This window comes from Kitasatospora albolonga (genome assembly GCA_002082585.1).
Taxonomy (GTDB): Bacteria; Actinomycetota; Actinomycetes; order Streptomycetales; family Streptomycetaceae; genus Streptomyces; species Streptomyces stephensoniae.
In genome coordinates this window covers 6100376-6125766 of record CP020563.1, presented here as the reverse complement: position 1 = coordinate 6125766, position 25391 = coordinate 6100376, and the positions used below count along the sequence as shown (strand labels likewise).

Genomic DNA, 25391 nt, shown 5'->3' with positions numbered 1-25391 from the left:
GTTGGATAGTGGCACCATCCAAGGGGCGGCGCAAGGAAAGGCGCGGAGATTGCGACTGGCGGAGCTGAGCGAGCGGAGCGGTGTGCCGACGGCGACGATCAAGTACTACCTGCGCGAGGGGCTGCTGCCGGCGGGCCGCCGGATCAGCGCGACGCAGGCGGAGTACGACGAGGGGCATCTGCGGCGGCTGCGGCTGGTGCGGGCGCTGATCCAGGTCGGGCGGCTGCCGGTGGCGACGGCCCGTGAGGTGCTGGCGCACGTGGACGACGAGTCGCTCGGCCGCACGATCCGGCTGGGGGCGGCCCTGTGGGCCCTGCCGCACGGGCCCGCGCCGGACGAGGAGGCCCCGGAGACGGCGACCGCACGGGCCCAGGTGGCGGCGCTGCTCACGGAGTTGGGGTGGTCGACCGTGCTGGAGCTCGGGGAGCTCTCCCCGGTGTACCGCTCCCTGGTCGCCTCGGTGGCCACACTGGTCCGGCTCGGATATCCGTGTGACATCGGCTACTTGACCCGGCAGGCCCGGATCATGGAGCAGGCGGCGGTGCACGATCTGGACGAGATGGAGACGTACGCCTCCGAGGCCGAGCAGGTGGAGAAGGCCGTCGCCTCGGCGGTGCTGTACGAGCCGCTGCTGATGTCCCTGCGGCGGCTGGCCCAGAGCGAGGAGAGCGCCCGGCGGTACGGGCTCTGAGGGGGGCGGGAACGGAAGAAGGCCCTTCACCGAGGTGAAGGGCCTTCCCGTACCGCTCTGTTGTACCCCCGACCGGATTCGAACCGGCGCTACTGCCGTGAGAGGGCAGCGTGCTAGGCCGCTACACAACGGGGGCGTGGTTACTGCTGACGTGCGCTGGGCTACCAGGACTCGAACCTAGAATGACGGTACCAGAAACCGTAGTGTTGCCAATTACACCATAGCCCATGGTGGGACAAGTACCCCCGACCGGATTCGAACCGGCGCTACTGCCGTGAGAGGGCAGCGTGCTAGGCCGCTACACAACGGGGGCCCTAGCGATCCTGCATCGAAAACGTGGGTGCGACCCAGGTGTTCTCGCGGGAAGGATCTGTACCCCCGACCGGATTCGAACCGGCGCTACTGCCGTGAGAGGGCAGCGTGCTAGGCCGCTACACAACGGGGGCTTGTCCTGCTGGATACTGCTGGTCTTGCTTGTACTGCGCTGGGCTACCAGGACTCGAACCTAGAATGACGGTACCAGAAACCGTAGTGTTGCCAATTACACCATAGCCCACTGAAATGCAACCCCTGGAGGGGGTTTCACTTCTGTCTGCGCTTCCCGTTCGGATCTTCCGTCCCGCTCGGGCGGCGCAGAAAGAACATTACCCGAAGGTGTCCGGCGCTCCAAAACGGGTATCGCCCGCCAGCAGGCCGGGGAGCTGGTCGAGGCCGGTGATCGTCACGAGGTCCGGGCGTCCGCCCCTCCCCCGCCGGTCCAGCCAGATCCCCCTCAGCCCGGCGGCCACGGCCCCGCTCGCGTCGATGTCGGGCTCGTCGCCCACGTACGCCACCTCGTGCGGCTCCAGCGCCAGCGCTTCGCAGGCCGCGTGGAAGGCGCCGGGCTCGGGCTTGGAGATGCCCAGCTCCACCGCGCAGACCATCGCCTCGAACCGGTCCCGGACGCCGAGGGCGGTGAGCTTGCGGTGCTGGTGGCCGGTGCTGGAGTTGGACAGGATCGCGTGGCGGTAGTCGGGCACCAGCCGGTCGAGGACCGGCAGCACGTCCGGGAAGAGCGCCCAGGCGGCCTCGAAGTGGGACAGGTGCCCGGCGAGCCACTCGTCGGCCTCTCCGTCCTCCATGACCCGCGAGAGGAACTCCCGCACCCGGTCCCGGCGCTGCCCGGGGAAGTCCGTCTCCCCGGCGGCGAAGCGCGCCCAGTGCCGGACGGTGATCGCCTTCCAGGCGGCGAGGGCCTCGTCGGCCGACGCGTACACCTCCGGCACTCCCACGCCTTCCAGGTGGAGGCGCATCCCGGTGTCGTCGGCACCCGCGTAGTCGAAGATCGTGTCGTCGATGTCCCAGAGCACGGCTCGGATCGGCATGTACGTCACGGTAGCCGGATGCCGGCGGCCGTGGGGTCCGTATAAAGCCGAGGAGGGCCGCGGCCGGTCGGCCGCGGCCCTCCTCGGGCGTGCTGGTCGTGTTACGCGGTCAGCCTGGCCAGCGCCGCGTCGATGCGGGCCAGGCTCTTCTCGCGGCCCAGGATCTCCAGGGACTCGAAGAGCGGCAGCCCGACGGTGCGGCCGGTGACGGCGACCCGGACCGGGGCCTGGGCCTTGCCGAGCTTGAGGCCGTACGCCTCACCGGCGGTGAGCACGGCGTTCTTCAGGGACTCCGGCTCGTTCCAGTCCGCCGCCCCCAGGTGGGCGCGGGCGGTGGTGAGGAGGGGCACCGGGTCGCCCTTCATGGCCTTGGCCCAGGACGCCTCGTCCTCCACCGGCTCGTCCAGGAAGAGGAAGTCGACGTTGTCGGTGATGTCGGAGAGCACCGTGACCCGGGTCTGGGCGTACGGGGCGATCCGCGTCCACTTCTCCGCGTCGAACGCTTCCGGGGCCCAGGGCGCGAAGGGGGCCTTCAGCCAGGGGCCGCACGCCTCGGCGAACGCCTTCTCGTCGAGCATGCGGATGTGCTCGGCGTTGATGTGCTCGGCCTTCTTGAGGTCGAAGCGGGCCGGGTTGGCGTTGACGTCCTTGATGTCGAACGCCGCGATCAGCTCGTCCACCGAGAAGATGTCGCGGTCCTCGGCGATCGACCAGCCGAGCAGCGAGAGGTAGTTCAGCAGCCCCTCGGGGAGGAAGCCGCGCTCCCGGTAGAGGTTGAGGGATGCCTGCGGGTCGCGCTTGGAGAGCTTCTTGTTGCCCTCGCCCATGACGTACGGCAGGTGGCCGAAGGCGGGGATGTCCTTGGCGATGCCCAGCTCGATGAGCGCCCGGTACAGGGCGATCTGGCGCGGGGTGGAGGAGAGCAGGTCCTCGCCGCGCAGGACGTGGGTGATCTCCATCAGGGCGTCGTCGACCGGGTTGACCAGCGTGTAGAGCGGGGCCCCGTTGGCGCGGACGATGCCGTAGTCGGGGACGTTCTCCGGCTGGACGGTGATGTCGCCGCGGACCAGGTCGGTGAAGGTGATGGCCTCGTCGGGCATCCGGAAGCGGACGATCGAGCTGCGGCCCTCGGCCTCGTACGCCGCCTTCTGCTCGGCGGTGAGGTCGCGGCAGTGGCCGTCGTAACCGGACGGCTTCCCGGCGGCGCGGGCGGCGTCGCGGCGGGTGTCCAGCTCCTCGGTGGTGCAGTAGCAGGCGTACGCGTACCCGGCGGCGAGCAGCTTCTCCGCGACGTCCTTGTACAGGTCCATCCGCTGCGACTGGCGGTAGGGGGCGTGCGGGCCGCCGGTCTCGGGGCCCTCGTCCCAGTCCAGGCCGAGCCAGCGCATGGAGTCGAGCAGCTGCTCGTAGGACTCCTCGGAGTCGCGCGCGGCGTCGGTGTCCTCGATCCGGAAGACCAGGGTGCCCTGGTGGTGCCGGGCGAAGGCCCAGTTGAACAGGGCCGTGCGGACCAGGCCCACATGGGGGTTGCCGGTCGGGGAGGGACAGAAACGGACGCGTACAGGTGCGTTAGCCACGCTTGATCACCTTGTTGGTGAGAGTGCCGATGCCTTCGATGGTGACGGCGACCTCGTCGCCGACGTGCAGGGGTCCGACCCCTGCGGGGGTTCCGGTGAGGATCACATCGCCCGGGAGGAGGGTCATGGCCTCCGTGATGTGGACGATCAGGTCCTCGATGGAGCGGACCATGTCGCTGGTGCGGCCGAGCTGCCGCTGCTCGCCGTTGACCGTCGCCTGGATGGTGAGGTCGTGGGGGTCCACGTCGGTCTCCACCCAGGGGCCCAGCGGGCAGGAGGTGTCGAAGCCCTTGGCGCGGGCCCACTGCTTCTCGCGCCGCTGCACATCGCGGGCGGTGACGTCGTTGGCGCAGGTGTAGCCGAGGATGACGTCCTTGACACGCTCGCGCGGGACCTCGCGGCACATGCGGCCGATGACCACGGCCAGCTCGGCCTCGTGGTGCAGCTCGCTGGAGAAGGAGGGGTACTCGATCGCGTCGCCGGAGCCGATCACCGAGGTGGTGGGCTTGAAGAAGGTGATCGGCGCTTCGGGGACCTCGTGGCCGAGCTCGGCGGCGTGCTCCGCGTAGTTGCGGCCGATGGCCACGACCTTGTTGGGGAGCACCGGGGGCAGCAGCCGGACCTTGTTCAGCGGGACCTTGGTGCCCGAGAGCTCGAAGTCGGCGTACGGGATGCCCTTGATGATGTCGAGGACGAGGTCACCGGATTCCACGGTGCCCTGTCCCTCGACGGCGCCGAAGGCGACATTGCCGTCGATGGAGAACCTGGCGATGCGCACGGGATGCTGTCGCCCCTCACTTGCTGGCTGGCTGAAGACTGACGCTCCAGGCTAGCGCCTCGCCCGGCGCGGATCGCCCCAAAAGGAGCGTCGTCCAGTGCGTGCGATCGCAAGGCGGCCGAAGGCCCTTGTAGCGGAGCTACCAGGGCGTTTGGCCAACGCCGCGAGCGTGCGTGCTGGGCGGCGTGACGGGGCGATCCGGGCCGGGCGAGGCGCTGGCGCCGTGAGGGGGTGCAGCCTCGCGCATTCCCCGGGGAGGGCTACGGGGCGGTCGCGGCCGCGACCGGGGCCTCCATGAGGATGGTGCGGCGCGGGTTGGCCGTCACGGTGGGCAGGTCGGCGGCGTGCTCCGGCAGGAAGGGCGTCTGCAGCGCTCCGGCGTCCTTGAGGTGCGCCAGCGTGGTGCGCCGGGGGTTGGCAATGTTGCGGAACACAGTCGTCGTCTTCATCTGCCGTCAGGACCCTGTCGGTAGGGGCGCCACCTCGGTGACGCCTGCTTGTCGGATTCGCCATCCCTGTAAAGCGTCAGGCTAAACATCCGATTCCCCGCCGATCGGCGGATGAGGCGACGATCATCGTGTGAGTTTGCTCACGAAGTAATGGACAATTAGCCCATTACGGGCAGTGGATCACGGTGCAGGAAACGGACATTGCACCACTGAATCCACCATTCCGCTCCTGATCATCTCGACTGGGACACCCTGCACCCCTGAGCGACTCATCCCCGATAGTCCGTTTTACCCACGATCACTCTCCACTGCTGGTTACTCATTCATCACAACGTGTCACGCAGGTCACAGCCCGGTACATGGGCCTTGTTGGAGATCCTGCACTGTGCTGGAATTCCACGCACCGCCGCGGGTTTCAGACCGGCGCACCGGGGCGCAACGCAGCGCCGGGCGGCGGCGGGAGGGGGAAGTACGCCGGTCACTCAACGACCACCATGGGGCGCGTCCAGCGCCCCACGACGCCGACACCGTTCTGCCTGTTCACGGGCGGAACGCCTGGTCCAGAGGTTGCGACGCTAGTGCAGGGACGTTTCAAGAGGGATGGCAGCGCTCCGGCGGAACAGGAGCCGCGCGGCGGGACCGACCGCGGTTCCTCGCCCCAGCACGCCCAGAACCCCGGGCCGGCCGCCGCCGGCGACAACAGCGACCGTACGCAGGGCCAAGGCTCCGCGCCGAGCGGCGGAGCCGAGCCGAGCACGTCTCCCGCCTCCCGCGGCCCGGTCGACACGGGCTCGCGAATAGCGCTCCGTAACTGGCGCATCAGTACGCGACTGGTCTCGCTGCTGGCCCTCCCCGTGGTCGTGGCCACCAGCCTCGGCGGTCTGCGGATCAACGAGTCCATGACCGACATGCAGCAGCTGGAGCACATGCAGCTGCTGACCCAGATGACCAAGCAGGCGACCTCGCTCGCCCAGGCGCTCCAGGTCGAGCGCGACCAGTCCGCCGGTCCGCTCTCCAACGGGTCCAAGGCGACCGACTACAAGGTCTCCCAGCCCCGCGAGAAGACCGACCGGGCCAAGGACGCGTTCCTGGACGCGACCAACGACATCGGCGACTTCGAGGGCGACGACGCGCTGGAGAGCATCCACGCGAGCGTCGCCCAGATCGCCTCGCAGCTCGGCGACATCCGGTCGATCCGCAAGTCGGCGTACGAGAAGGACGCGCCGTCCCTCAACACCATCGACCAGTACAGCCAGCTGATCACCTCGCTGCTCAGCCTGTCCCAGGACATGGCCCAGGCGACCAGCAACCCGGACATGATCAAGCGGACCCGAGCCCTGGCGGCGTTCTCCTCCGCCAAGGAGTACGCCTCGATCCAGCGGGCGATCATCGCCGCCGCGCTGCCCGGTGGTTCGGTCAAGGAACCGCACCTCAACGAGAACGACAAGCAGTTCGGCTCCAACGCGCTCGACAAGGAGACCCGGGCCATCAGCTCGTTCAAGTCGATCTACGGATCGACCGGCGAGAGCGCGGTGGACCTGATGGCTCCGCTGGACAACGGCAACAACCCCGAGATCAACGCGGCGAACATGTACGCCAAGCACATCCTCGACACCCCGAACGGGATCGACGGGGCCCGGGTGCGCTCGTACATGGACTGGTACGACCAGAGCTCCACCAAGATCGACGCGATGAAGACGATCGAGACCACCCTCCTGAGCGACATGGAGGCCAAGGCCCGCGAGCTGCGCGAGGCTTCGCAGCGCGACGCGATCCTCAACGGTGCGGTCATCTTCCTGGTGCTCGGTGTCTCGCTGGTCGGCGCCTTCGTGGTGGCCCGCTCGATGATCCGCTCGCTGCGCCGCCTCCAGGACACCGCCACCCGGGTCGCCCAGGACCGGCTGCCCGAGCTCGTCAAGCAGCTCTCCGAGACCGACCCGCAGGACGTCGACACCTCCGTCGAGTCGGTCGGTGTGCACTCCCGGGACGAGATCGGCCAGGTGGCCGCGGCCTTCGACGACGTGCACCGCGAGGCCGTCCGCCTCGCCGCCGAGCAGGCCCTCCTCCGGGGCAACGTCAACGCGATGTTCACCAACCTCTCGCGCCGCTCCCAGGGCCTCATCCAGCGTCAGCTCTCGCTCATCTCCGAACTGGAGTCGCGCGAGGCCGACCCGGACCAGCTCTCCTCGCTCTTCAAGCTCGACCACCTCGCGACCCGTATGCGCCGTAACGGCGAGAACCTCCTCGTCCTCGCGGGCGAGGAGCCGGGCCGCCGGTGGACCCGCCCCGTACCGCTGGTCGACGTGCTCCGTGCCGCCGCCTCCGAGGTGGAGCAGTACGAGCGCATCGAACTCTCCGCGGTGCCCGCCACCGAGGTCGCGGGCCGGGTCGTCAACGACCTCGTGCACCTGCTCGCCGAGCTGCTGGAGAACGCCACGTCGTTCTCCTCGCCGCAGACGAAGGTCAAGGTCACCGGTCACGCCCTGCCCGACGGCCGGGTGCTGGTCGAGATCCACGACACCGGTATCGGCCTCTCCCCCGAAGACCTCGCGGCGATCAACGAGCGGCTCGCGCAGCCGCCCACCGTGGACGTCTCGGTCTCCCGCCGCATGGGTCTGTTCGTGGTCGGCCGGCTGTCGCTGCGTCACGGCATCCGCATCCAGCTGCGCCCCTCCGACTCCGGCGGCACGACCGCGCTCGTCATGCTCCCCGTCGACGTCGCCCACGGCGGCAAGCAGCCCCCGTCCAAGCAGGGCCCCGGCCAGCAGGGCGGCGGCGCCCCCGGCGGCCTGCTCGCCGGGAACGGGAACGGCGGCGCGGGCAACGGCGGCCAGCGTCCGGGGATCGGCGGTCCGGGCGGCCCCGGCGCCAAGAGCCTCGGCTCCGGCCCCGGCGCCCAGCGCGGCCAGGTCGGTGCGGGCTCCGGTCCGCGCGCCGCCCTGCCCGCACGGGACAACGCGGGCCGGCCGCAGGGCCAGCAGAACAACGGCCCCCAGGGCAACGGCAACCAGAGCCAGGGCTTCCCGGGCCAGGAGCCGCAGCGCCAGGGCGGCAGCCTCTCCGGCGCCTTCGGCAACGGTGCCCGGCTCGGCGCCCGCGGCGGCCAGGGCGAGGCCCCCGGCCGTACGGACGCGGGTCAGCCCAACCTGTTCGGCCACGGCGCTCCGCCCTCCCCCGGGCAGAACGGCCGTACGGGCCAGTTCGCACCGCCGAACCAGCAGGGACAGCAGGGCCCCGGTGCCCCGCAGCCCCAGCAGGCCCGGCAGCAGCAGAACGGCCCCGGCGACCAGGGCGGTTTCCAGCAGCCCGGCGGCCCCGGCCGTCAGCTGCCGCCGACCGGCGGACCCCGGGCCGAGCTGCCCGGCGGCTCCCCACAGCAGCGCCCGCAGACCACCAACTGGGGCATCGACGCCCCGCGCGGCCACGAGGAGCACGACGCGACCGGGCAGTTCGCCCGGCCGGGCGGCGGCCAGGACCCGGCGTTCGGTGCCCACGGGAACCAGAACCAGCGGCCCCTGGGTGACCAGCAGGACCCCGCCGCGACCTCCCAGTTCGCCCGCCCGGACTTCTCGGCGCCGCAGGCCCCCCAGGGCCCGTACCAGCAGCAGGGCCAGGACGCGGCGAGCACCACGCAGTTCGCGCGGCCGGACTTCGGCGTCCCGTACCAGCAGAGCCAGGGCCAGGGCCTCCCCGCGCCGCGTCAGCGCGGCCGGGACGAGAACGGCTTCGGCGACCGCCGTCCGCCGGTGCCCCCGGCGGGCGAGGCTCCGCGCCGCCCCGCGCTGCCCCAGCAGCCGGAGGCCCTGCCTCCGGCCGGTCCCGGGGACGGCCGTACGCCGCTGTACGACACCCTGGAGACCAACTGGTTCCACGGTCCGGGCCAGGGCGGTCAGCAGGCGGCCGAGCCGCAGGCCCCGGCCGCTCCGGAGCCCGTCGGGGTGCCCGTTCCGCCCGCGCCGCAGCACGGTGCGGCCGACGCCCCGGTCACCAGCTCCTGGCGTGCCTCGCCCAACGACGAGCTCGTACGACAGGCCGAGCGGGTCAAGAAGCCGGCCGCCGGCGGGGTCACCACATCCGGGCTGCCCCGCCGCGTTCCCCGCGCCAATTTGGTTCCGGGGACCGCTCAGCAGCAGAATCACCAGTCCGGACCTCAGGTTTCGCGTGCGCCCGATGACGTACGCGGTCGTCTGACCAATCTCCGCCGGGGCATCCAGCAGGGACGGCAGGCCAACAACGGCCCGTCGACCGGCAGTATCCATCTCGGCCCCACTCACCAGCAGGAGCGTTAGTTGAGCCCCATGAGTCAGGCCGCGCAGAATCTGAACTGGCTGATCACCAACTTCGTGGACAACACCCCAGGGGTGTCGCACACGGTGGTGGTCTCCGCGGATGGCCTGCTGCTGGCGATGTCCGAAGGTTTCCCGCGCGACCGCGCCGACCAGCTGGCGGCCGTGGCCTCCGGTCTGACGTCGCTGACCGCGGGCGCCTCCCGGATCTTCGAGGGCGGCGCCGTCAGCCAGACCGTCGTGGAGATGGAGCGCGGGTTCCTCTTCCTGATGTCCATCTCCGACGGATCTTCACTCGCCGTCCTTGCCCACCCGGACGCCGACATCGGTCTGGTCGGGTACGAAATGGCCCTCCTGGTCGACCGTGCGGGCACCGTCCTCACGCCCGACCTCCGCGCCGAGCTCCAGGGCAGTCTGCTCCACTAGGCGGCCATGCAGCGGATTCGCGACACAATCCCCCCAGGTAACGCCCACAACCCTCACCCGTCCGGCCGCCAGAGACCCCCCACCGGCCCCTTCAGACGGCAAGCCGAGAACCTGCTGTCACGCCCGGAGGATTCATGACCCCGCCACCCGCCTCACCCGATCCGTACGGCGCACTGCACCACGCGTCGTACGACGAGGGAGGCGACCAGCCGCTGGTTCGTCCTTACGCCATGACCGGCGGCCGGACCCGGCCGCGCTACCAGCTCGCGATAGAGGCACTGGTCAGCACCACCGCGGACCCGGCGCATCTGGGGACCCTGCTCCCCGAGCACCAGCGGATCTGCCACCTGTGCCGTGAGGTCAAGTCGGTGGCCGAGGTCTCCGCACTGCTGTCGATGCCGCTCGGCGTCGCCCGCATCCTCGTGGCGGACCTGGCGGAAGCCGGCATGGTGGCCATCCACCAGCCGGGCAACGGAGAGGCCGGCGGCGCGCCGGATGTGACACTGCTCGAAAGGGTGCTCAGTGGACTTCGCAAGCTCTAGCGGCGGTACGGGCCGCGCCACCACCTCGGCGAAGATCGTGGTGGCGGGCGGCTTCGGCGTGGGCAAGACCACGTTCGTCGGAGCCGTTTCGGAGATCAACCCGCTGCGCACCGAGGCCGTCATGACGTCCGCGTCCGCGGGCATCGACGATCTGACCCACACCGGGGACAAGACGACGACCACCGTCGCCATGGACTTCGGCCGCATCACGCTCGACCAGGACCTGATCCTGTACCTCTTCGGTACCCCGGGCCAGGACCGCTTCTGGTTCATGTGGGACGACCTGGTCCGCGGCGCCATCGGCGCCGTCGTCCTCGTCGACACCCGCCGCCTCGCCGACTGCTTCCCCGCCGTCGACTACTTCGAGAACAGCGGCCTCCCCTTCGTCATCGCCCTCAACGGCTTCGACGGACACCAGCCCTACACCCCCGACGAGGTACGCGAAGCGCTCCAGATCGGGCCCGACGCACCCATCATCACGACGGACGCCCGGCACCGTGCGGATGCCAAGAGCGGTCTGATCACCCTGGTGGAGCACGCCCTGATGGCACGACTGAAGTAGTCCCGGCACGTAGCCGTAAGTCGTTTTCGTCGTACGGAAGTTGCTGTAGTCACGCGGGGGCGGCCTGTGTCGTTTGACACGATCCGCCCCCGTGTTCATAACATTTCGACAGAGAATTGCCCTCGCGCCACCACCCGACGCATCCATCCGGTGCCGCTGCGCTCACTTGAGCCCCGCCTTTTGACGGGGCTCGCTCTTTATGCCCGTTTTATCTGAGGCGTGGGCCACTCGGAATGATCAATTCCAAGTGTTTGGAACCGAGCCCGTCCCCGTGCTGCAATGCGACGAACTCCCGAGTAGTACGGCCCTGAACGAATAATCCGGCACAACGTAGGTGCCGACGCCGAGAGGTTGTTGGTCGAGTGAGGCGAAGCAACGAGGGCTCCGCGGCGCAGCCCGAGCGGGGCAACTTCACCCCGCCGTCCCATGCCGCGGCGCCGCCTGCACGAGCGCCCGAGCCGGAGCCGGCCGGTGGCAGCACCAGCCGGTTCTCCCCGCGCAACTGGCGGGTGGCCACCCGGCTGAACGCGATCCTCCTGATCCCGGTCGTCATCGGCCTGATCATGGGCGGCTTCCAGGTGAAGGGCTCCATCGACACCTGGAGCGAGGCGCAGGAGGCCGAGAAGATCGCGCGCGTCGTGCGCGCCGCCTCGGACTACGGGCAGGCGCTCCTCAACGAGCGTGACCTCACCGCCCAGCCGCTGCTCTCCGGCGACCGGGACGCCGACATCGTCGAGGAGTCCCGGGCCACCACGGACGAGGCGCGCGCCGCCTTCGACACCGCGGTGAAGGACATGCCCGCCAAGCCGGGCCTGGAGCGCCGCCTCAAGCTCTTCAAGGCCGAGGAGCCCACGCTCCCCGAGCTCCGCAAGGCCGCCTATTCGCAGGCGCTGGACCCGGTGAAGACCGAAGAGGGCTACACCCAGGTCCAGCACTCGCTGATGCAGTTCGCCAACGAGCTCGGCCTCGGCACCGGCAACGTCACCAGCTACGGCCGTACCGTCTACGCGATCGAGCTGTCCAAGGCTGCAGAATCGCTTCAGCGCTCGATCGGCATGCACCTGCTGGTGCGCCCGAGCAAGAAGCCCGAGGTCTACAGCGAGCAGGTCAAGGCTTTCGGCTCGTACAACTACCTGGAGCAGATCGCCCTCGCCGAGTTCAACGCCGGTGGCACCCAGGCCGATGTGGACCGCCTCAAGCAGGTCATGAGCGGCAAGGCCGCCGAGGGCGCCCGGAAGCTCAAGGCCGCCCGGGAGCAGGCCGAGGCCGCGGGCCAGGACTTCGTGGCGCCGCCGAGCATCGACGGTTCGGTCTTCGACGGCATGGTCCAGGAGATCGGCCAGGGGCAGACCCCCGAGGAGCTGGCGAAGAAGGGCATCACCCCCGAGACCTGGATGGCCGCCGCCACCGCGAAGTTCGAGGGGTACGCGACCGTCGAGAAGGATCTCGTCGACAAGGCTGTGAACGAGGCCGCGAAGATCTCCTCCGACGCCAAGTCCGACGCCATCGTCAACGGCCTGATCGTCGTCATCGCGCTGCTGGCCGCCTTCGTCCTGGCCGGGCTCATGGCCCGCCAGATGAGCCACTCGATGCGCCGGCTGCGTACCGCCGCGTTCTCCATCGCCGAGCAGCGGCTGCCCACGCTCGTCGACCAGCTCTCCCGTACCGAACCGGGCCGGGTCGACACCCGGGTGCAGCCGATCCCGATCACCACGCAGGACGAGATCGGCGAGGTCGCCCGCGCCTTCGACCAGGTGCACCGCGAGGCCGTCCGGCTCGCCGCCGAGCAGGCCATGCTGCGGGGCAACGTCAACGCGATCTTCACCAACCTCTCGCGCCGCAACCAGTCGCTGATCGAGGGCCAGCTGACCCTGATCACCGACCTGGAGAACAACGAGGCCGACCCAGACCAGCTGGAGAGCCTCTTCAAGCTGGACCACCTGGCGACCCGTATGCGCCGTAACGGCGAGAACCTCCTCATCCTCGCGGGCGAGGAGCCCGGCCGCCGCTGGGACCAGCCGGTGCCGCTGGTCGACGTCCTGCGCGCCGCCTCCTCCGAGGTGGAGTCGTACGAGCGCATCGAGCTGTCCGGCATCCCCGAGGCCGAGATCCACGGCCGGGCCGTCACCGACCTCGTGCACCTGCTGGCCGAGCTGCTGGAGAACGCCACCACGTTCTCCTCGCCGCAGACCAAGGTCCGGGTCACCGCGACCCGGCTGCCCGACGGCCGCGTCATGGTCGAGATCCACGACAAGGGGATCGGCCTCACCGCCGAGGACTTCGCCGACATCAACCACAAGCTGGCCAACCCGCCGACCGTGGACGCCGCCGTCTCCCAGCGCATGGGCCTGTTCGTGGTCGGGCGGCTCGCCGACCGGCACGGCATCCGGGTCCAGCTCCGCCCCTCGGGCGAGCAGGCCGGGACCACCTCGCTGGTCATGCTCCCGGACCCCATCACCCACGGTGGCGGCGGCGACGGCATGGACGGTCCGGACGACTTCACCGTCTCCTCGATCATCCCCGAGCAGCAGCAGACCTTCGAACCGGCGCCGCAGCAGAACCGGATGCGTACGGCGGCGGAGCTCGGCTTCGACGACTCGCGCTACGAGGTCCAGGCGGACCCCAACCAGCTGGACCCGGTCAACCGTTCGCTGATGCGCGAGGAGCGCAGGGCGGCCCTGGAGGCCCAGACGGGCCCCGGCGGCGCCCAGGAGCAGCAGCAGGGGTACGGCCAGGAGCCGTACGCGCAGGAGCCGTACAGCGGCCAGGACCAGTACGCCGGGCAGCAGCAGGGTTACGCCCCGGAGTCCTACGGGCAGGCCCCGTACGGCCAGGACACCGACCAGCAGGCCCAGGACCCGTACGCCGGCTCCTACGAGCAGCAGCAGTACGGCACCGAGGACGGCTACCCCCAGCAGCAGAACGGGGCGGAACCGCAGCCTCAGGGGAACTACGCGGAAGCGGCATATGCCGCTCCGGAGAACCTCCAGGACGCGTACACCACCGAGCGGTACGCTGCTCCGGCCGACCCGTCCCACCAGGACGACTGGCCTGTTCAGAGCGGTAACCAGAACGGTTTTGAGCCGGTTCCGCAGCCCGAGGCCGATTCCGTTCCGAGCGCTCCCGCCCCGGCGCAGGAGCGCGTAGGCTTCGACCGTCCGGGAGCCACCGCCCCGAACGTCGGCCACGAGCTGACCGAGGCCGGTCTTCCGCGCCGCGGTGGTGCGCAGCACTGGCAGCCGGGCGGCGGCAACGAACGGCCCGCTCCGGCCCCGCAGCGCCTGCCGCGGCGGGAACCGCAGCAGGTCCCGCAGACGGACGGGGACGGCTCCGACGACTGGCGCTCGACGAACGACGAGCGCTGGGAGCGGGCCGAGAAGCTCCGTGAGCCGAAGGCGGGCGGAATCACCCCCTCCGGACTCCCCCGGCGCGTGCCCAAGGCCAACCTGGTCGAAGGCACGGCGGAGCAGACCCAGCAGGGCGGCCCACAGGTCTCCCGCGCCCCCGAGGACGTCCGCGGCAGGTTGAGCAACCTGCGGCGGGGTGTCCTCCGGGGACGCAGCGCGGGGTCGGACACCAGTACCACCTACAACCAGGAGCGTTAGTGTGAGCCCGATGAGCCAGGCGGCGCAGAATCTGAACTGGTTGATCACCAACTTCGTGGACAACACCCCCGGGGTGTCGCACACGGTGGTGGTCTCCGCCGACGGACTCCTGCTGGCGATGTCCGAAGGTTTCCCGCGCGACCGCGCCGACCAGCTGGCGGCCGTGGCCTCCGGTCTGACGTCGCTGACCGCGGGCGCCTCCCGGATCTTCGAGGGCGGGGCGGTCAACCAGACCGTTGTGGAGATGGAGAGGGGATTCCTCTTCATCATGTCCATCTCCGACGGCTCGTCCCTCGCCGTCCTCGCCCACCCGGACGCCGACATCGGTCTGGTCGGGTACGAAATGGCCCTTCTGGTCGACCGCGCGGGCAGTGTCCTGACCCCGGACCTCCGCGCCGAACTTCAGGGAAGTCTTCTCAACTAGGAGAGAGACAGTGCGTTTCTCGCCACCGCGCCATAAGGTGCGGTGGCGCGGCCCCACTGGGATCGGCGACCGGCAGTCGGAGGAGGAAACGTGGCAGCACCCACAGGCGGACACCCATACGAGGGTGAGCAGAGGGTTCCGGGTGAGCACGGTGACAACCGTTTCGGCTTCCCCGCCGCATCCGGCGGCCAGGGCCCCGGGCACCCTTATCAGCCATACCAGCAGCCTCAGCAGCACCAGGGCGGGCATGGTCCGCAGGGGTCCGAGTGGCCCCCGCAGCAACAGGGGTCGGCATGGCCCCAGCAACAGCACCAACAGCCGCAGCAGCCCCGGGTCCAGCAGGCGCAGCAGCAGCGGCGGGCTCCCGAGCCCGCCAAACCCGCCGCGCACAATCCGCTGGTCCGTCCGTACGCCATGACCGGCGGCCGGACCCGGCCGCGGTACCAGCTCGCCATCGAGGCGCTGGTCAGCACCACGGCCGATCCGTCCCGACTGCAAGGGCAGTTGCCCGAGCACCAGCGGATCTGCCGGCTCTGCATCGAGATCAAGTCGGTCGCCGAGGTCTCGGCCCTTCTCTCGATCCCCCTCGGCGTTGCCCGGATCCTCGTCGCCGACCTGGCCGAGGCCGGACTCGTCGCTATCCATCAGCCCGGCGGCGACGAGGCCGCCGGCGGCCAGCCAGATGTGACACTGCTCGAAAGGGTGCTCAGTGGACTTCGCAAGCTCTAGCGGCGGAGCGGCCCGCTCCACTACCTCGGCGAAGATCGTGGTGGCAGGGGGCTTCGGCGTGGGTAAGACCACGTTTGTCGGTGCCGTCTCGGAGATCAACCCGCTGCGCACCGAAGCCGTGATGACGTCCGCCTCGGCGGGCATCGACGATCTGACCCACACCGGGGACAAGACCACCACGACGGTGGCCATGGACTTCGGCCGCATCACCCTGGACCAGGACCTGATCCTGTACCTCTTCGGTACCCCGGGCCAGGACCGCTTCTGGTTCATGTGGGACGACCTGGTCCGCGGCGCCATCGGCGCCGTCGTCCTCGTCGACACCCGCCGCCTCGCCGACTGCTTCCCCGCCGTCGACTACTTCGAGAACAGCGGCCTCCCCTTCGTCATCGCCCTCAACGGCTTCGACGGACACCAGCCCTACACCCCCGACGAGGTGCGTGAGGCACTCCAGATCGGGCCGGACACCCCGATCCTGACGACGGACGCCCGCCACCGCGCGGACGCCAAGAGCGCGCTCATCACGCTGGTCGAGCACGCCCTGATGGCGCGCCTGCGGTAAGGGCACGTACACGCGAAAGGGCCCCGCACTCCTGAGGAGTGCGGGGCCCTTCCCGTAATGCCGTACGGGGCTCAGCCCTGCCAGCTGTGCGGGGCACGGAAGCCCGGCGTGCGCTCCAGGCGGCGCCAGCCCGCGGTGTCGCGGCCCCGGCGGGCGGGGGCGGACGGCTGGGTGGCGGCGCGGGCCATCAGGACGGCGGTGATGGCCGCCAGCTCCTCGGGGTCGGCGTGACCCTTCTCGACGCGCAGGACGGACTCGGCGGACGTCAGGCTCATGGTGGGGTGTCTCCGTCTTCTCGGCAGGGTGTCGTGGACCGTGCGGCGGATCGCGCCGCCGCGGAGGGCGACTACTGCGGGGGGTTGCCGTGCTTGCGGGACGGCAGGTCGGCGTGCTTGGTGCGGAGCATGGCGAGCGAGGCGATGAGCACCTCGCGGGTCTCGGTGGGGTCGATGACATCGTCGACCAGGCCGCGCTCGGCCGCGTAGTACGGGTGCATCAGCTCGGCCTTGTACTCCTTCACCATGCGGGCGCGCATGGCCTCGGGGTCCTCGGCGTCGGCGATCTGGCGGCGGAAGATGACGTTGGCGGCACCCTCGGCGCCCATGACCGCGATCTCGTTGGTGGGCCAGGCGTAGGTGAGGTCGGCCCCGATGGACTGGCTGTCCATGACGATGTAGGCGCCTCCGTATGCCTTGCGCAGGATCAGGCTGATCCGGGGCACGGTGGCGTTGCAGTAGGCGTACAGGAGCTTGGCGCCGTGCCGGATGATCCCACCGTGCTCCTGGTCGACGCCGGGCAGGAAGCCGGGGACGTCCAGAAGGGTGATGATCGGGATGTTGAAGGCATCGCACATCTGGACGAACCGGGCGGCCTTCTCGGACGCCTCGATGTCCAGCACCCCCGCCAGCGCCTGCGGCTGGTTGGCGACGATGCCGACGACCTGGCCGTCCAGGCGGGCCAGCGCGCAGATGATGTTGCGGGCCCAGCGCTCGTGGATCTCCAGGTAGTCGCCGTCGTCGACGAGCTCCTCGATGACCTGGTGCATGTCGTACGGACGGTTGCCGTCGGCCGGGACCAGGTCGAGAAGGACCTCGCCGCGCCGGTCGGCCGGGTCGTCGCTCGGGACGGTCGGCGGGTTCTCGCGGTTGTTGGAGGGCAGCATCCCGATGAGGTAGCGGACCTCGGCGATGCAGGTCTCCTCGTCGTCGTACGCGAAGTGAGCGACGCCGGAGGTCTCGGCGTGCACGTCCGCGCCGCCGAGGCCGTTCTGCGTGATCTCCTCACCGGTGACCGCCTTGACGACGTCCGGTCCGGTGATGAACATCTGCGAGGTCTCACGGACCATGAAGACGAAGTCGGTCAGCGCCGGGCTGTAGGCGGCGCCGCCCGCGCACGGGCCGAGCATCACGCTGATCTGCGGGATGACACCCGAGGCCCGCGTGTTGCGCTGGAAGATGCCGCCGTACCCAGCGAGCGCCGAGACGCCCTCCTGGATACGGGCGCCCGCGCCGTCGTTCAGCGACACCAGCGGCGCACCCGCCGAGATGGCCATGTCCATGATCTTGTGGATCTTCGTGGCGTGGGCCTCGCCCAGCGCCCCGCCGAAGATCCGGAAGTCGTGCGCGTAGACGAAGACCGTGCGGCCCTCGACCGTGCCCCAGCCGGTGATGACACCGTCGGTGTACGGCTTCTTGGCCTCCAGGCCGAACCCGGTCGCCCGGTGGCGGCGGAGCTGCTCGACCTCCTTGAACGAGCCCGGGTCGAGCAGCAGCTCGATGCGCTCGCGGGCGGTCAGCTTGCCCTTGGCGTGCTGCGCCTGGGTCGCGCGCTCGCTGGGGCCGCGCCGGGCCTGCTCGCGCAGGGCCAGCAGTTCGGCCACCCGGCCACGCGTGTCGCTCGGCTGCTCACCCTGGGTTTCGTCCACAACGGTCATGCATCGACCCTACGAACCCCGACCCAGAAATCGTGCCGTCGACTCCGTACAGTCTCCTGCCCGGTTTCGTGGTGGGTGTGAACAGAACCGCACCTCCGGGCAGGCGATCCACCAGCGGAACGCGGCTCCGCGCTGTGAGAACCCTACAAAGAGGCGATGTGCTGTGGGACACAGGGCGCTGAGGGGGCCCGAAGACCCCCTCAGTATGGCGCAGCACCGTTCCCCTGATGTGCACCGCGCCCCGGGCACTGTTCGTCCGGTGTTTCAACCCCCGCAGTGGAAGCGGGCGTTGCCCCAGTCGGCGTGGTCGTTGCCGTTGCCGTCGCCGCCGTCGTCGACGACGAGTTCGACGTACTTCGCTCCGGTGATGTCGGCGGTGAGCTGCCAGGCCGGATCGGCAGCGCCCAGCACCGGCGACTTGACCTTCTCCGTACCGTCGGCGGTGACGGAGAACCGCACGCTGCCGCGCGTGGTCTGGACGTCGTCGACCCCGGCCTCGGCGGTGAAGGAGGTGCACGTCCCGCCCAGGTAGTAGCGGATCATCGCCGGGGCGTGGGTGCCGAGCCCCTTGGCGTAGGTGACCCCGCCGATCCGCAGCGGGGTGCCGTCGCCGCTTCCGGTCTCCCCGTTGGACTGGTCCCGCTCGACGGGCCCCCAGCCGTTCCGGGCCTCCGTCCAGTCGAGGTCACTGGCCCAGCGGTCCTCGGTGGGCGGGGGCGGCAGGGTCCGTACGGAGGCCCGTGCGCCGAGCGTGCGCGGGGCGCCTTCCACGGCGTACGTGGCCTGGGCGCCGAGCTGGTACGTCTCGTACGGGGCGTCGAGCGGCGGGGTGACCCGCCAGCTGCCGGTGACCTCGGCGCCGGGGGCCACGGAGTCGAAGGCGACCGGTCCGGCGGCCTCGGCCCGCCAGCCCTCGGGGACCGTCAGCGCCAGCTTCACGCCCGTGGCGGCGCTCGCCTCGTCGTTGCCGAAGACCGCCTTCACGGTGTTCGGGGCGCCCGGCTCCAGGGTCTCGGCGTCGGCGGCCACCGTGAGCGTCCCGCAGGAGGCTTCCTCCCCGGCGGGGGCGGGCCCGAGGTCGGTCACGGTGAAGGAGTCGAGCACGAAGTCCGCGCCCTGGGGTGCTCCGGCCCGCTTCCGCAGCCCGGTCCAGGTGTCGCCGCACCCGGCGGTGAGGGTCTGGCTGAAGCGGCCGGTGGTGCGCTGCTGCCCGATGGGGGTGGCCCGGGTCTCGGTGGAGGTGGCCGTGTCGCCCGCGACCCGGTCGTAGCCGTCGACCCAGGCGTAGGCCCCGGCGTGGCTGGACTGGTAGGCGAACTCCACCTTGTACCGGTGGCCGTCCTTCATGGGCACGGTCCAGGGGGCCGTGCGGTAGACGAGCCCGGTGTTCTCCTCGTGGGACTTCAGGGACTCCTTGCCGCCGAGCACGTCGTCGACGAGCTTTCCGTTCCAGCCGGACTGGGTGTACGGGGCGTTCAGCTGGGAGATATGGGTGCGGGGGTCGGTGGAGCCGCCCGCGTCGCCCTTGAGGAAGGGGCCCCACCCCTGGTCGACCGCCTCGAAGTCCTCGTACACCACCGTGCCGGGCCGGGTCGCGGGGGCGTTCTCCACGATCCGTACGTCATCGGCCCGGACTATCGCCCCGGAGCCCGCCGCCGCCTCGATGCGCAGGGTGGTGCGGCCGTTCGCCGGGGCGGTGAAGTTCACCTTGGCGCGCTGGAAGCGGGTGCCGTGCCAGTCGGAGGCGGCGACGAAGTCCTCGGCCGTGGACCGCTCGACGGTGACCGACCGTCCGCCCGCGCTCAGCACCGTACGACGGGACTGTCCGGGCTCGACCTCGATGAGGGCGGAGGCGGTGTAGCGCTTGCCGGGCCGGAGTCCGGTGACGGTCTGGGAGAGCGCGACGGTGGGGGTGCCGGAGAGGGCGGCGCTGTTGCGGCCCTGCTCGTCGGTGTGCCGTACGGCGGTGCCGGTCTTCGTCCAGCCCTTCAGCGTACGGTCGTTGAAGCCGGGGTCCTGGAGGTGCGTGCCCTGGCCCCAGTCGGCGGAGGCTTGCTTCGGCGCGCGGTCCGGGTAGAGGACGTACGGCTGTCCGGCGGTGGCGGTGAGCGTGATCCTCCCGTTCACCGGGCGTACGGTGGCGGCCTCCTCGCGGCCGTTGTCGGTCAGTTCGTAGACCGTGTACGGGCCCTTCCCCGGCACCTCCCAGGTGCTGGTGCCCCCGGTCTCGCTGTAGTGGTACAGCTTCTTCCCGCCGTCCCAGGGCAGCAGGTAGTCCGTCCCGCTGAGCACCTTGCGGCCCTGCTGGTAGAAGGTCCGCTTCCCGTCCTCGACCGTGCCGCACACGCCTCCGGTGAAGGTGATGTCGTTTCCGTCCCAGCGGGTGATCCGCTGCTGCTGGAGGTACTTGGCGGGGAGGTTCTTCTGCCAGACGGCGGCGGTGAAGGCGTTCCAGTCGGTCTCGCCGGTCCACCCCTCGAACTCTTCCAGGACACTCTGGCCGAGGACGGGATGGTTGTTCCAGATGTCCTTCTCGCCGTTGCGGATGAACCGGATGATCTGCGAGTTGAGCCCCTTGTTGGTGGCCCCGCCGTAGTTGAGGTCGTTGGCCCAGTGGGACCAGAGCGAGGCCCGTTCGAACTTGTCGGACCACTCGGTGCCGACCGTCCAGCCCTGCTTCTGCACGGTCTGGATCGTCTTGTCGGCGATCCAGCCGTGGGTGTAGTAGACGTCGATGTAGAGGAAGGCCAGGTTGCGGTCGGTCTCGTTCCGCAGCTGCTGGAAGCGCTTGGCGAGGTCGCCGCTGTTGAGGTCGCGGCGCTGGTCGATGTAGTAGCTCTGGTTGAGCCAGTTCCAGCCGGGCTTCGCCTTGTCCACGAGCTGCTCGCTGAAGGCTTTGGCCTCCGGGTAGGACTCGGTGGCGTTGACGTGGACGCCGAAGGTGGCGCCCCACTTCCTGCCCTGCTTGAGGAGGGTGTTGAGGTCCTTGAGGCCGCCCGCGCGCTTGTTGTGGTTGCCGCCGTAGTCCGGGTGGGCGGAGTCGTGGCCCTCGGAGCCGTACCCCTTGAGGACGGCGAGCTGGCCGAGGCCGTCGGTGGCCCGCGCGATCCGCTTGACGTCGTCCAGGGTGCGCAGGAAGGGGTGGGTGGCCTGGCTGGCGAAGTTGAACGGGATGTGGGTGATGACCCGGTCGGCGGTCTCCTCGCTGCCTGGGGCGGTGATGCCGATGGAGCGGAAGGCGATGGCCCCGTCCTGCCAGTCGACGGCCTTGTCCCCGTTGGCGTCCGGGGTGATGACGACCTTGGTCCAGGGCAGGTTCCCGCCGCTCTCGGGCTTCGGCGCGCCCTCGCCCCGGTAGGTCCACTGGCCCGAGCTCACGCCGACCCGGACGCTGCCGTCCACCTCGGTGCGGGCCTGGCGCCAGAAGCGGGCGTCGTCGCCGCCCGTGGGGCCTGAGGGCTTGTCGTAGGAGGAGTTGGACTCGACGGCGGCGGCCAGGGAGGAGGTGTTGAGGAGGGCGTAGGTGGCGCCGAGGGGTGCGGGGTCCGGCTTCGTGGCCCCCGTGACCTTCGCGAAGACGTCGGCGGTACGGGTGGAGTCCGGGTCCAGGGTGGTGAACGCGGTGGCGGCGCCGGGCTCGGTGGAGCCGACGGAGATCAGGTCGTGCCCGGGGATGTCGATGGTCCCGACCCGGAAGGCGGCGGTGTCCCGGACGGCGGTCACCTTGAAGGTGGTGGTGCGGCCGGAGACCGTGAGCGAGGCGTCGAGCTCGACGCCGGGGAGGCCGTCGAAGGCGAGGGTGTAGCGGGCGGCGGAGGCGGAGACCTTCGGGGCGCCTTTGAGCTTCACCGGGTGGGCGGTGCCGTTGAGGGTGATGGCGGTGACCGGCCGCGTACTGCCGAGGAGCCGCTCGCCGCTGCCCCGGTCGGTGTACGACAGGACGCGCGGGAAGTCGTCGGCCACGGCGACGGTGAGGGGGCCGGAGCCGATGGCCCCGGCGGACTCCCCGGCCGGTGGTGCGGACTTCCCGGCCCGCGGTACGGGGGACGGGTCGGCGGCTGCGGCGGGGAGGGCGGTCCCCACGAGCGCCAGGACGGCGGCTGAGGCGACGGCGACCGGGCCGACGGAGGGGAATCTTGGCGACATGGGCCCTGAGTAGTCGCCGTGTCGGGACACCGTCAACGCATGCCGGTCCCGGGGGCCGTCTCCGTCCAACAACCGTGCTCCGTAAGTCCAAGTGGGCCGGGGGCGGCTCCCGGGCCCCGCCCGTTCACCTCTTGACCAGAGCCGCGTCCGTACGGCCGGAACCGTCTCCGTACGACCGGAGCCACCCCCGTACGGTCACGGTTCGCGCCCGTCCGGTTCCGGCAAGTACCGCTTCCGGGCGTCGAGTTGTGAAGACCTGGAATTTTTGAGAGCGCTCTCAGTCACAAGTATTGACGCCCGTCCCACCCCTGGCGAGAGTGGTGCGCACCCCCGCAGACACCCCCACTGTCCGGCCCCCTCCCCCACCACACCCCCACGACCGGTCTGCGGCCCCCACACACCCGGGAGTTCCCTCGTGATTTCGCGCAGAATGTTCCTGACCGGCGCCGCCGCCACGGCCACCGCCCTGACGTACCCCGCCTGGGGCACCGCCCTGAGCCCGCGCGCCTCCGCGGCCCCCGCGACCTGCGAACTGGCCCTGGAGAACAAGTCGCTGCCGGGCCAGGTGTACGCGTACGTCACCGGCCGTGAGCTGGCCACCGACGGCTGGGCGCTGCTCCGGCCGAACGGCGAGGTCTACCGCCCCGAGTCCCCGGGCGCGCCGGAGACCCCGCTCCCGGTGGACTGCGCGATCCCGCTCAACGCGGCGGGCGCGGCGCCGGTGGTGCTGACGCTGCCGCAGATGTACGGGGCGCGGGTCTACTTCGTCCGCGACGACAAGCTGGACTTCTACCTCAACCCGGGCCCGTCCCTGGTGGAGCCCGCCTTCGCCACGCCGACGGACCCGAACTACGGGCGGACCTGGGCGTTCGCCGAGTTCACCTTCAACACCCAGCAGCTGTACTCCAACATCAGCTACGTGGACCTGATCACCGCCCTCCCGATCGGCATCACGCTGGAGGGGGACGGCACCCATGTCGTGCCCGCGCACCCCGAGGACGCGGTGGACCGGATCGCGGCGGACCTCACCGCCCAGGCGGCGGCCGACGGGCAGCCCTGGGACCGGCTGATCACCCGGGGCGACGACGGCAAGGTGCTGCGGGTGGTCTCGCCGCAGAACATCATGGCCCCGTACTTCGACCGGCCGGCCGAGATGCCGTTCCGGGGCCTGTTCGAGGCGCAGATCGACGAGGTCTGGGAGAAGTACCGCTCCGAGGACCTGCGGATCGACCTCCAGGGCGGCCGGGGCACACTGGCGGGCCGGGTGAGCGGGGACACGCTGACCTTTGAGGGCGGCCACACGTTCACCAAGCCGGAGACGAAGGACATCTTCACCTGCAACCACGGGCCGTTCACCAACAACCCGGGCGACGCCGACGAGAAGAAGGCGATCCTGGCCCGGCTGGCGGCGGGCTTCAACCGCTCGATCATGCTGAGCCACCCGAGCCAGCCGAACGGCACGACGGTGGCGGACTACTACAGGACCGAGGTGACCAACCACTGGTCCCGGGTGGTCCACGCCAACAGCCCGATCGGCTACGCGTTCCCGTACGACGACGTCCGCCCGGACGGCGAGCCGGACGTCTCGGGCGCGGCGCACGACGGGAACCCGCGCCGCTTCACGGTGAGCGTGGGGTCCTGACGGCTCCCGCGCCCGCCCGGTGAGGCGCCCCTGCCGGACCCGGCCGGCAGGGGCGTTTCCCTGTTCGGGCAACACACCATCAATTCATACTATTCGCGGCATCCTTGACTTTCGTTTCGGCGTCCCGGAACCGTGCCGTATGCGAAAGACGCACACCCGGAAGACCGGGCTCCGCCGCCGCGCGCTCGCGGTGCTCACCGCCGTACTCCTGCTGACGGCCCCCCTCACCGCCCACGCCACCGAACCCGCGCCGCCGCCACCGACCGCCGCCCAGGGCCTGCGCGCCTTCCAGCAGAGTTACGGACTCGCCCCCACCGGCCTCGTGGACACGGCGACGGCCCACCTGCTCAAGGTGGCCCCGGACAGCGAACTGCGCACGGTGTTCGCCGACCCCTCCGACCTCGGCCCGGAACAGCTCGCGCACGCGCGTACGGTCATCGGCGTCGGGAAGGGGGCGGAGCTTCCGGCGCAGGGGCAGGTGATCGCCCTGATGACGGCCATGCAGGAGTCGAAGTTCGTCAACTACACGACCCCGGTGGACCACGACTCGCTCGGCGTCTTCCAGCAGCGCCCGAGCATGGGCTGGGGCACTCCGCAGCAGATCACCCATGTCCCGACGGCGTCGAAATCCTTCTACGGGCTGCCGTCGCCGACCAGCAATCCGGGGCTGCTCCAGATCAAGGACTGGGAGTCGATGGACCCGGGCGCCGCGTGCCAGGCGGTGCAGCGGTCCGCACATCCGGACCGGTACGCACAGTGGGAGCGGTTCGCCCGGGACCTGCTGGAGCGGGAGGGGCCGACGGTGGACCCGATCGGCTGACTCCTCGGCGGGGGCGCCGGGGAGCCGAGCCCATCAAAGGTTGAAACTTGAACAAGATGGAGCTACAGTCAATCTCGTTGAAGGTTAAACAACCCCTTCGGCAGTGCTCGACCCCCGTCCCCCGCAGCGCATCCCGAGGAGGAGCCATGGCTCTGTTCACCCGCAAGTCGACCGCCGCCCCGACCACCGTCACCGAGGCCCCCGCGGTGGACCCGGCGCTGGCCGCCCTGACCGGCACCTACACCATCGACCCGGCCCACAGCAGCATCGGCTTCACCGTGCGGCACGCCATGGTCACCAATGTGCGCGGCTCCTTCGGCGAGCACGAGGGCACCCTGACCCTGGACGGCACCGACCCGGCGAACTCCTCCGCCGCCATCGACGTGAAGATCGCCAGCATCGACACGGGCATCGCGGACCGCGACGGCCACCTGGTCAGCGGTGACTTCTTCGACGCCGAGAAGTTTCCCCTGATGACGTTCCGCTCGACCAGCGCCGAGCAGCTGGGCGGCGAGGCGTACCGGATCACGGGCGACCTGACCATCAAGGACGTCACGCGCCCGCTCTCCATCGACCTGGAGTTCAACGGCTCCGCCACCGATGTGTACGGCAACGAGCGCGTCGGCTTCGAGGGCAGCGCGGACATCCTGCGCTCCGACTGGGGCCTGACCTGGAACGCGGCGCTGGAGACCGGCGGGGTCATGGTCAGCGACAAGGTCAAGCTGAACTTCGACATCTCCGCGATCAAGGCAGCCGCCCCGCAGGCGTGACCCGGCCGGACCGGCCCCCGGCCCGGCGCCCCCCTTCAGATCGGCCTCCAAGCAACGCGCCCCGCACCCGGATGTCACGGGTGCG

19 protein-coding genes and 5 tRNA genes are annotated in these 25391 nt (G+C 70.3%); 12 read left to right on the top strand and 12 right to left on the bottom strand.

Features of this window, described 5'->3' with window-relative positions:
* Positions 1–49 precede the first annotated feature (49 nt).
* Positions 50–691, top strand: a complete 642-nt coding sequence (locus tag B7C62_27150) for a transcriptional regulator (GenBank protein ARF75517.1) — start codon at positions 50–52, stop codon at positions 689–691.
* 60 nt (positions 692–751) lie between these two features.
* On the opposite strand, the gene B7C62_27145 is transcribed toward B7C62_27150, so the two are convergent.
* The 9 genes from B7C62_27145 to B7C62_27105 form a co-directional block, all read right to left on the bottom strand.
* Positions 752–827, bottom strand: a tRNA-Glu gene (locus B7C62_27145).
* Positions 828–847: 20 nt separating this feature from the next.
* Positions 848–919, bottom strand: a tRNA-Gln gene (locus tag B7C62_27140).
* A gap of 12 nt (positions 920–931) precedes the next feature.
* A tRNA-Glu gene (locus B7C62_27135) sits at positions 932–1004 on the bottom strand.
* 60 nt (positions 1005–1064) lie between these two features.
* Positions 1065–1137, bottom strand: a tRNA-Glu gene (locus tag B7C62_27130).
* A gap of 38 nt (positions 1138–1175) precedes the next feature.
* Positions 1176–1247, bottom strand: a tRNA-Gln gene (locus tag B7C62_27125).
* 88 nt (positions 1248–1335) lie between these two features.
* Positions 1336–2055, bottom strand: a complete 720-nt coding sequence (locus B7C62_27120) for a hydrolase (protein ARF77395.1) — start codon at positions 2053–2055, stop codon at positions 1336–1338.
* A gap of 101 nt (positions 2056–2156) precedes the next feature.
* Entirely contained in the window at positions 2157–3632 is a 1476-nt protein-coding gene (locus tag B7C62_27115) for a glutamate--tRNA ligase (GenBank protein ARF75516.1), read from the bottom strand.
* Positions 3625–4410, bottom strand: coding sequence for a 2-hydroxyhepta-2,4-diene-1,7-dioate isomerase (locus B7C62_27110; protein ID ARF75515.1), 786 nt, complete (start codon positions 4408–4410; stop codon positions 3625–3627). Before B7C62_27110 ends, B7C62_27115 begins: the two co-directional genes overlap by 8 nt.
* Before the next feature lie 260 nt (positions 4411–4670).
* Positions 4671–4859 (bottom strand): hypothetical protein, encoded by a 189-nt coding sequence (locus B7C62_27105; protein ID ARF75514.1) that lies wholly within the window; start codon positions 4857–4859, stop codon positions 4671–4673.
* 578 nt (positions 4860–5437) lie between these two features.
* Between B7C62_27105 and B7C62_27100 the strand changes: the two genes are divergently transcribed.
* From B7C62_27100 to B7C62_27065, 8 genes are all read left to right on the top strand, one after another.
* Positions 5438–9148, top strand: coding sequence for a histidine kinase (locus B7C62_27100; GenBank protein ARF75513.1), 3711 nt, complete (start codon positions 5438–5440; stop codon positions 9146–9148).
* A gap of 9 nt (positions 9149–9157) precedes the next feature.
* Positions 9158–9571 carry a dynein regulation protein LC7 gene (locus B7C62_27095; protein ARF75512.1) on the top strand — a complete coding sequence of 138 codons (414 nt, stop codon included), beginning with the start codon at positions 9158–9160 and terminating at the stop codon, positions 9569–9571.
* A 134-nt stretch (positions 9572–9705) separates the two neighbouring features.
* Positions 9706–10113, top strand: coding sequence for a hypothetical protein (locus tag B7C62_27090; protein ID ARF75511.1), 408 nt, complete (start codon positions 9706–9708; stop codon positions 10111–10113).
* On the top strand, positions 10094–10675 hold the full coding sequence (locus B7C62_27085) for an ATP-binding protein (GenBank protein ARF75510.1): 582 nt from the start codon (positions 10094–10096) through the stop codon (positions 10673–10675). The genes B7C62_27090 and B7C62_27085 overlap by 20 nt, the downstream gene beginning before the upstream one ends.
* A 362-nt stretch (positions 10676–11037) precedes the next feature.
* Positions 11038–14280, top strand: a complete 3243-nt coding sequence (locus B7C62_27080) for an ATPase (GenBank protein ARF75509.1) — start codon at positions 11038–11040, stop codon at positions 14278–14280.
* A 10-nt stretch (positions 14281–14290) separates the two neighbouring features.
* Positions 14291–14704, top strand: a complete 414-nt coding sequence (locus B7C62_27075) for a dynein regulation protein LC7 (GenBank protein ARF77394.1) — start codon at positions 14291–14293, stop codon at positions 14702–14704.
* A 90-nt stretch (positions 14705–14794) separates the two neighbouring features.
* Positions 14795–15433, top strand: coding sequence for a hypothetical protein (locus tag B7C62_27070; GenBank protein ID ARF75508.1), 639 nt, complete (start codon positions 14795–14797; stop codon positions 15431–15433).
* Entirely contained in the window at positions 15414–15995 is a 582-nt protein-coding gene (locus B7C62_27065) for an ATP-binding protein (GenBank protein ARF75507.1), read from the top strand. The genes B7C62_27070 and B7C62_27065 overlap by 20 nt, the downstream gene beginning before the upstream one ends.
* Before the next feature lie 71 nt (positions 15996–16066).
* Here the strand turns inward: B7C62_27065 and B7C62_27060 are convergent, their stop codons facing one another.
* The 3 genes from B7C62_27060 to B7C62_27050 form a co-directional block, all read right to left on the bottom strand.
* Positions 16067–16270 carry a hypothetical protein gene (locus tag B7C62_27060; GenBank protein ARF75506.1) on the bottom strand — a complete coding sequence of 68 codons (204 nt, stop codon included), beginning with the start codon at positions 16268–16270 and terminating at the stop codon, positions 16067–16069.
* A gap of 71 nt (positions 16271–16341) precedes the next feature.
* Entirely contained in the window at positions 16342–17928 is a 1587-nt protein-coding gene (locus tag B7C62_27055; GenBank protein ID ARF75505.1) for a methylmalonyl-CoA carboxyltransferase, read from the bottom strand.
* Positions 17929–18192: 264 nt separating this feature from the next.
* Positions 18193–22074 (bottom strand): hypothetical protein, encoded by a 3882-nt coding sequence (locus B7C62_27050; GenBank protein ARF75504.1) that lies wholly within the window; start codon positions 22072–22074, stop codon positions 18193–18195.
* Between the two features lie 430 nt (positions 22075–22504).
* Here B7C62_27050 and B7C62_27045 point away from each other — a divergent pair, with 430 nt between their 5' ends.
* From B7C62_27045 to B7C62_27035, 3 genes are all read left to right on the top strand, one after another.
* Positions 22505–23716: a sugar hydrolase gene (locus tag B7C62_27045; GenBank protein ARF75503.1), complete on the top strand. Its 1212-nt coding sequence runs from the start codon at positions 22505–22507 to the stop codon at positions 23714–23716.
* 139 nt (positions 23717–23855) lie between these two features.
* A complete protein-coding gene (locus B7C62_27040) occupies positions 23856–24536 on the top strand; it encodes a peptidoglycan-binding protein (GenBank protein ARF75502.1) in 681 nt (226 codons plus the stop codon).
* A gap of 146 nt (positions 24537–24682) precedes the next feature.
* Complete coding sequence (locus B7C62_27035; GenBank protein ARF75501.1) at positions 24683–25306, top strand: polyisoprenoid-binding protein; 624 nt, start codon at positions 24683–24685, stop codon at positions 25304–25306.
* Positions 25307–25391: the final 85 nt, after the last annotated feature.

Coding starts and splice junctions, on each gene's coding strand:
- B7C62_27050 (ARF75504.1), bottom strand. CDS start 22,074: ATGTCGCCAAGATTCCCCTCCGTCGGCCCGGTCGCCGTCGCCTCAGCC.
- B7C62_27060 (ARF75506.1), bottom strand. CDS start 16,270: ATGAGCCTGACGTCCGCCGAGTCCGTCCTGCGCGTCGAGAAGGGTCAC.
- B7C62_27055 (ARF75505.1), bottom strand. CDS start 17,928: ATGACCGTTGTGGACGAAACCCAGGGTGAGCAGCCGAGCGACACGCGT.
- B7C62_27105 (ARF75514.1), bottom strand. CDS start 4,859: ATGAAGACGACGACTGTGTTCCGCAACATTGCCAACCCCCGGCGCACC.
- B7C62_27090 (ARF75511.1), top strand. CDS start 9,706: ATGACCCCGCCACCCGCCTCACCCGATCCGTACGGCGCACTGCACCAC.
- B7C62_27075 (ARF77394.1), top strand. CDS start 14,291: ATGAGCCAGGCGGCGCAGAATCTGAACTGGTTGATCACCAACTTCGTG.
- B7C62_27120 (ARF77395.1), bottom strand. CDS start 2,055: ATGCCGATCCGAGCCGTGCTCTGGGACATCGACGACACGATCTTCGAC.
- B7C62_27095 (ARF75512.1), top strand. CDS start 9,158: ATGAGTCAGGCCGCGCAGAATCTGAACTGGCTGATCACCAACTTCGTG.
- B7C62_27035 (ARF75501.1), top strand. CDS start 24,683: ATGGCTCTGTTCACCCGCAAGTCGACCGCCGCCCCGACCACCGTCACC.
- B7C62_27040 (ARF75502.1), top strand. CDS start 23,856: ATGCGAAAGACGCACACCCGGAAGACCGGGCTCCGCCGCCGCGCGCTC.
- B7C62_27045 (ARF75503.1), top strand. CDS start 22,505: ATGTTCCTGACCGGCGCCGCCGCCACGGCCACCGCCCTGACGTACCCC.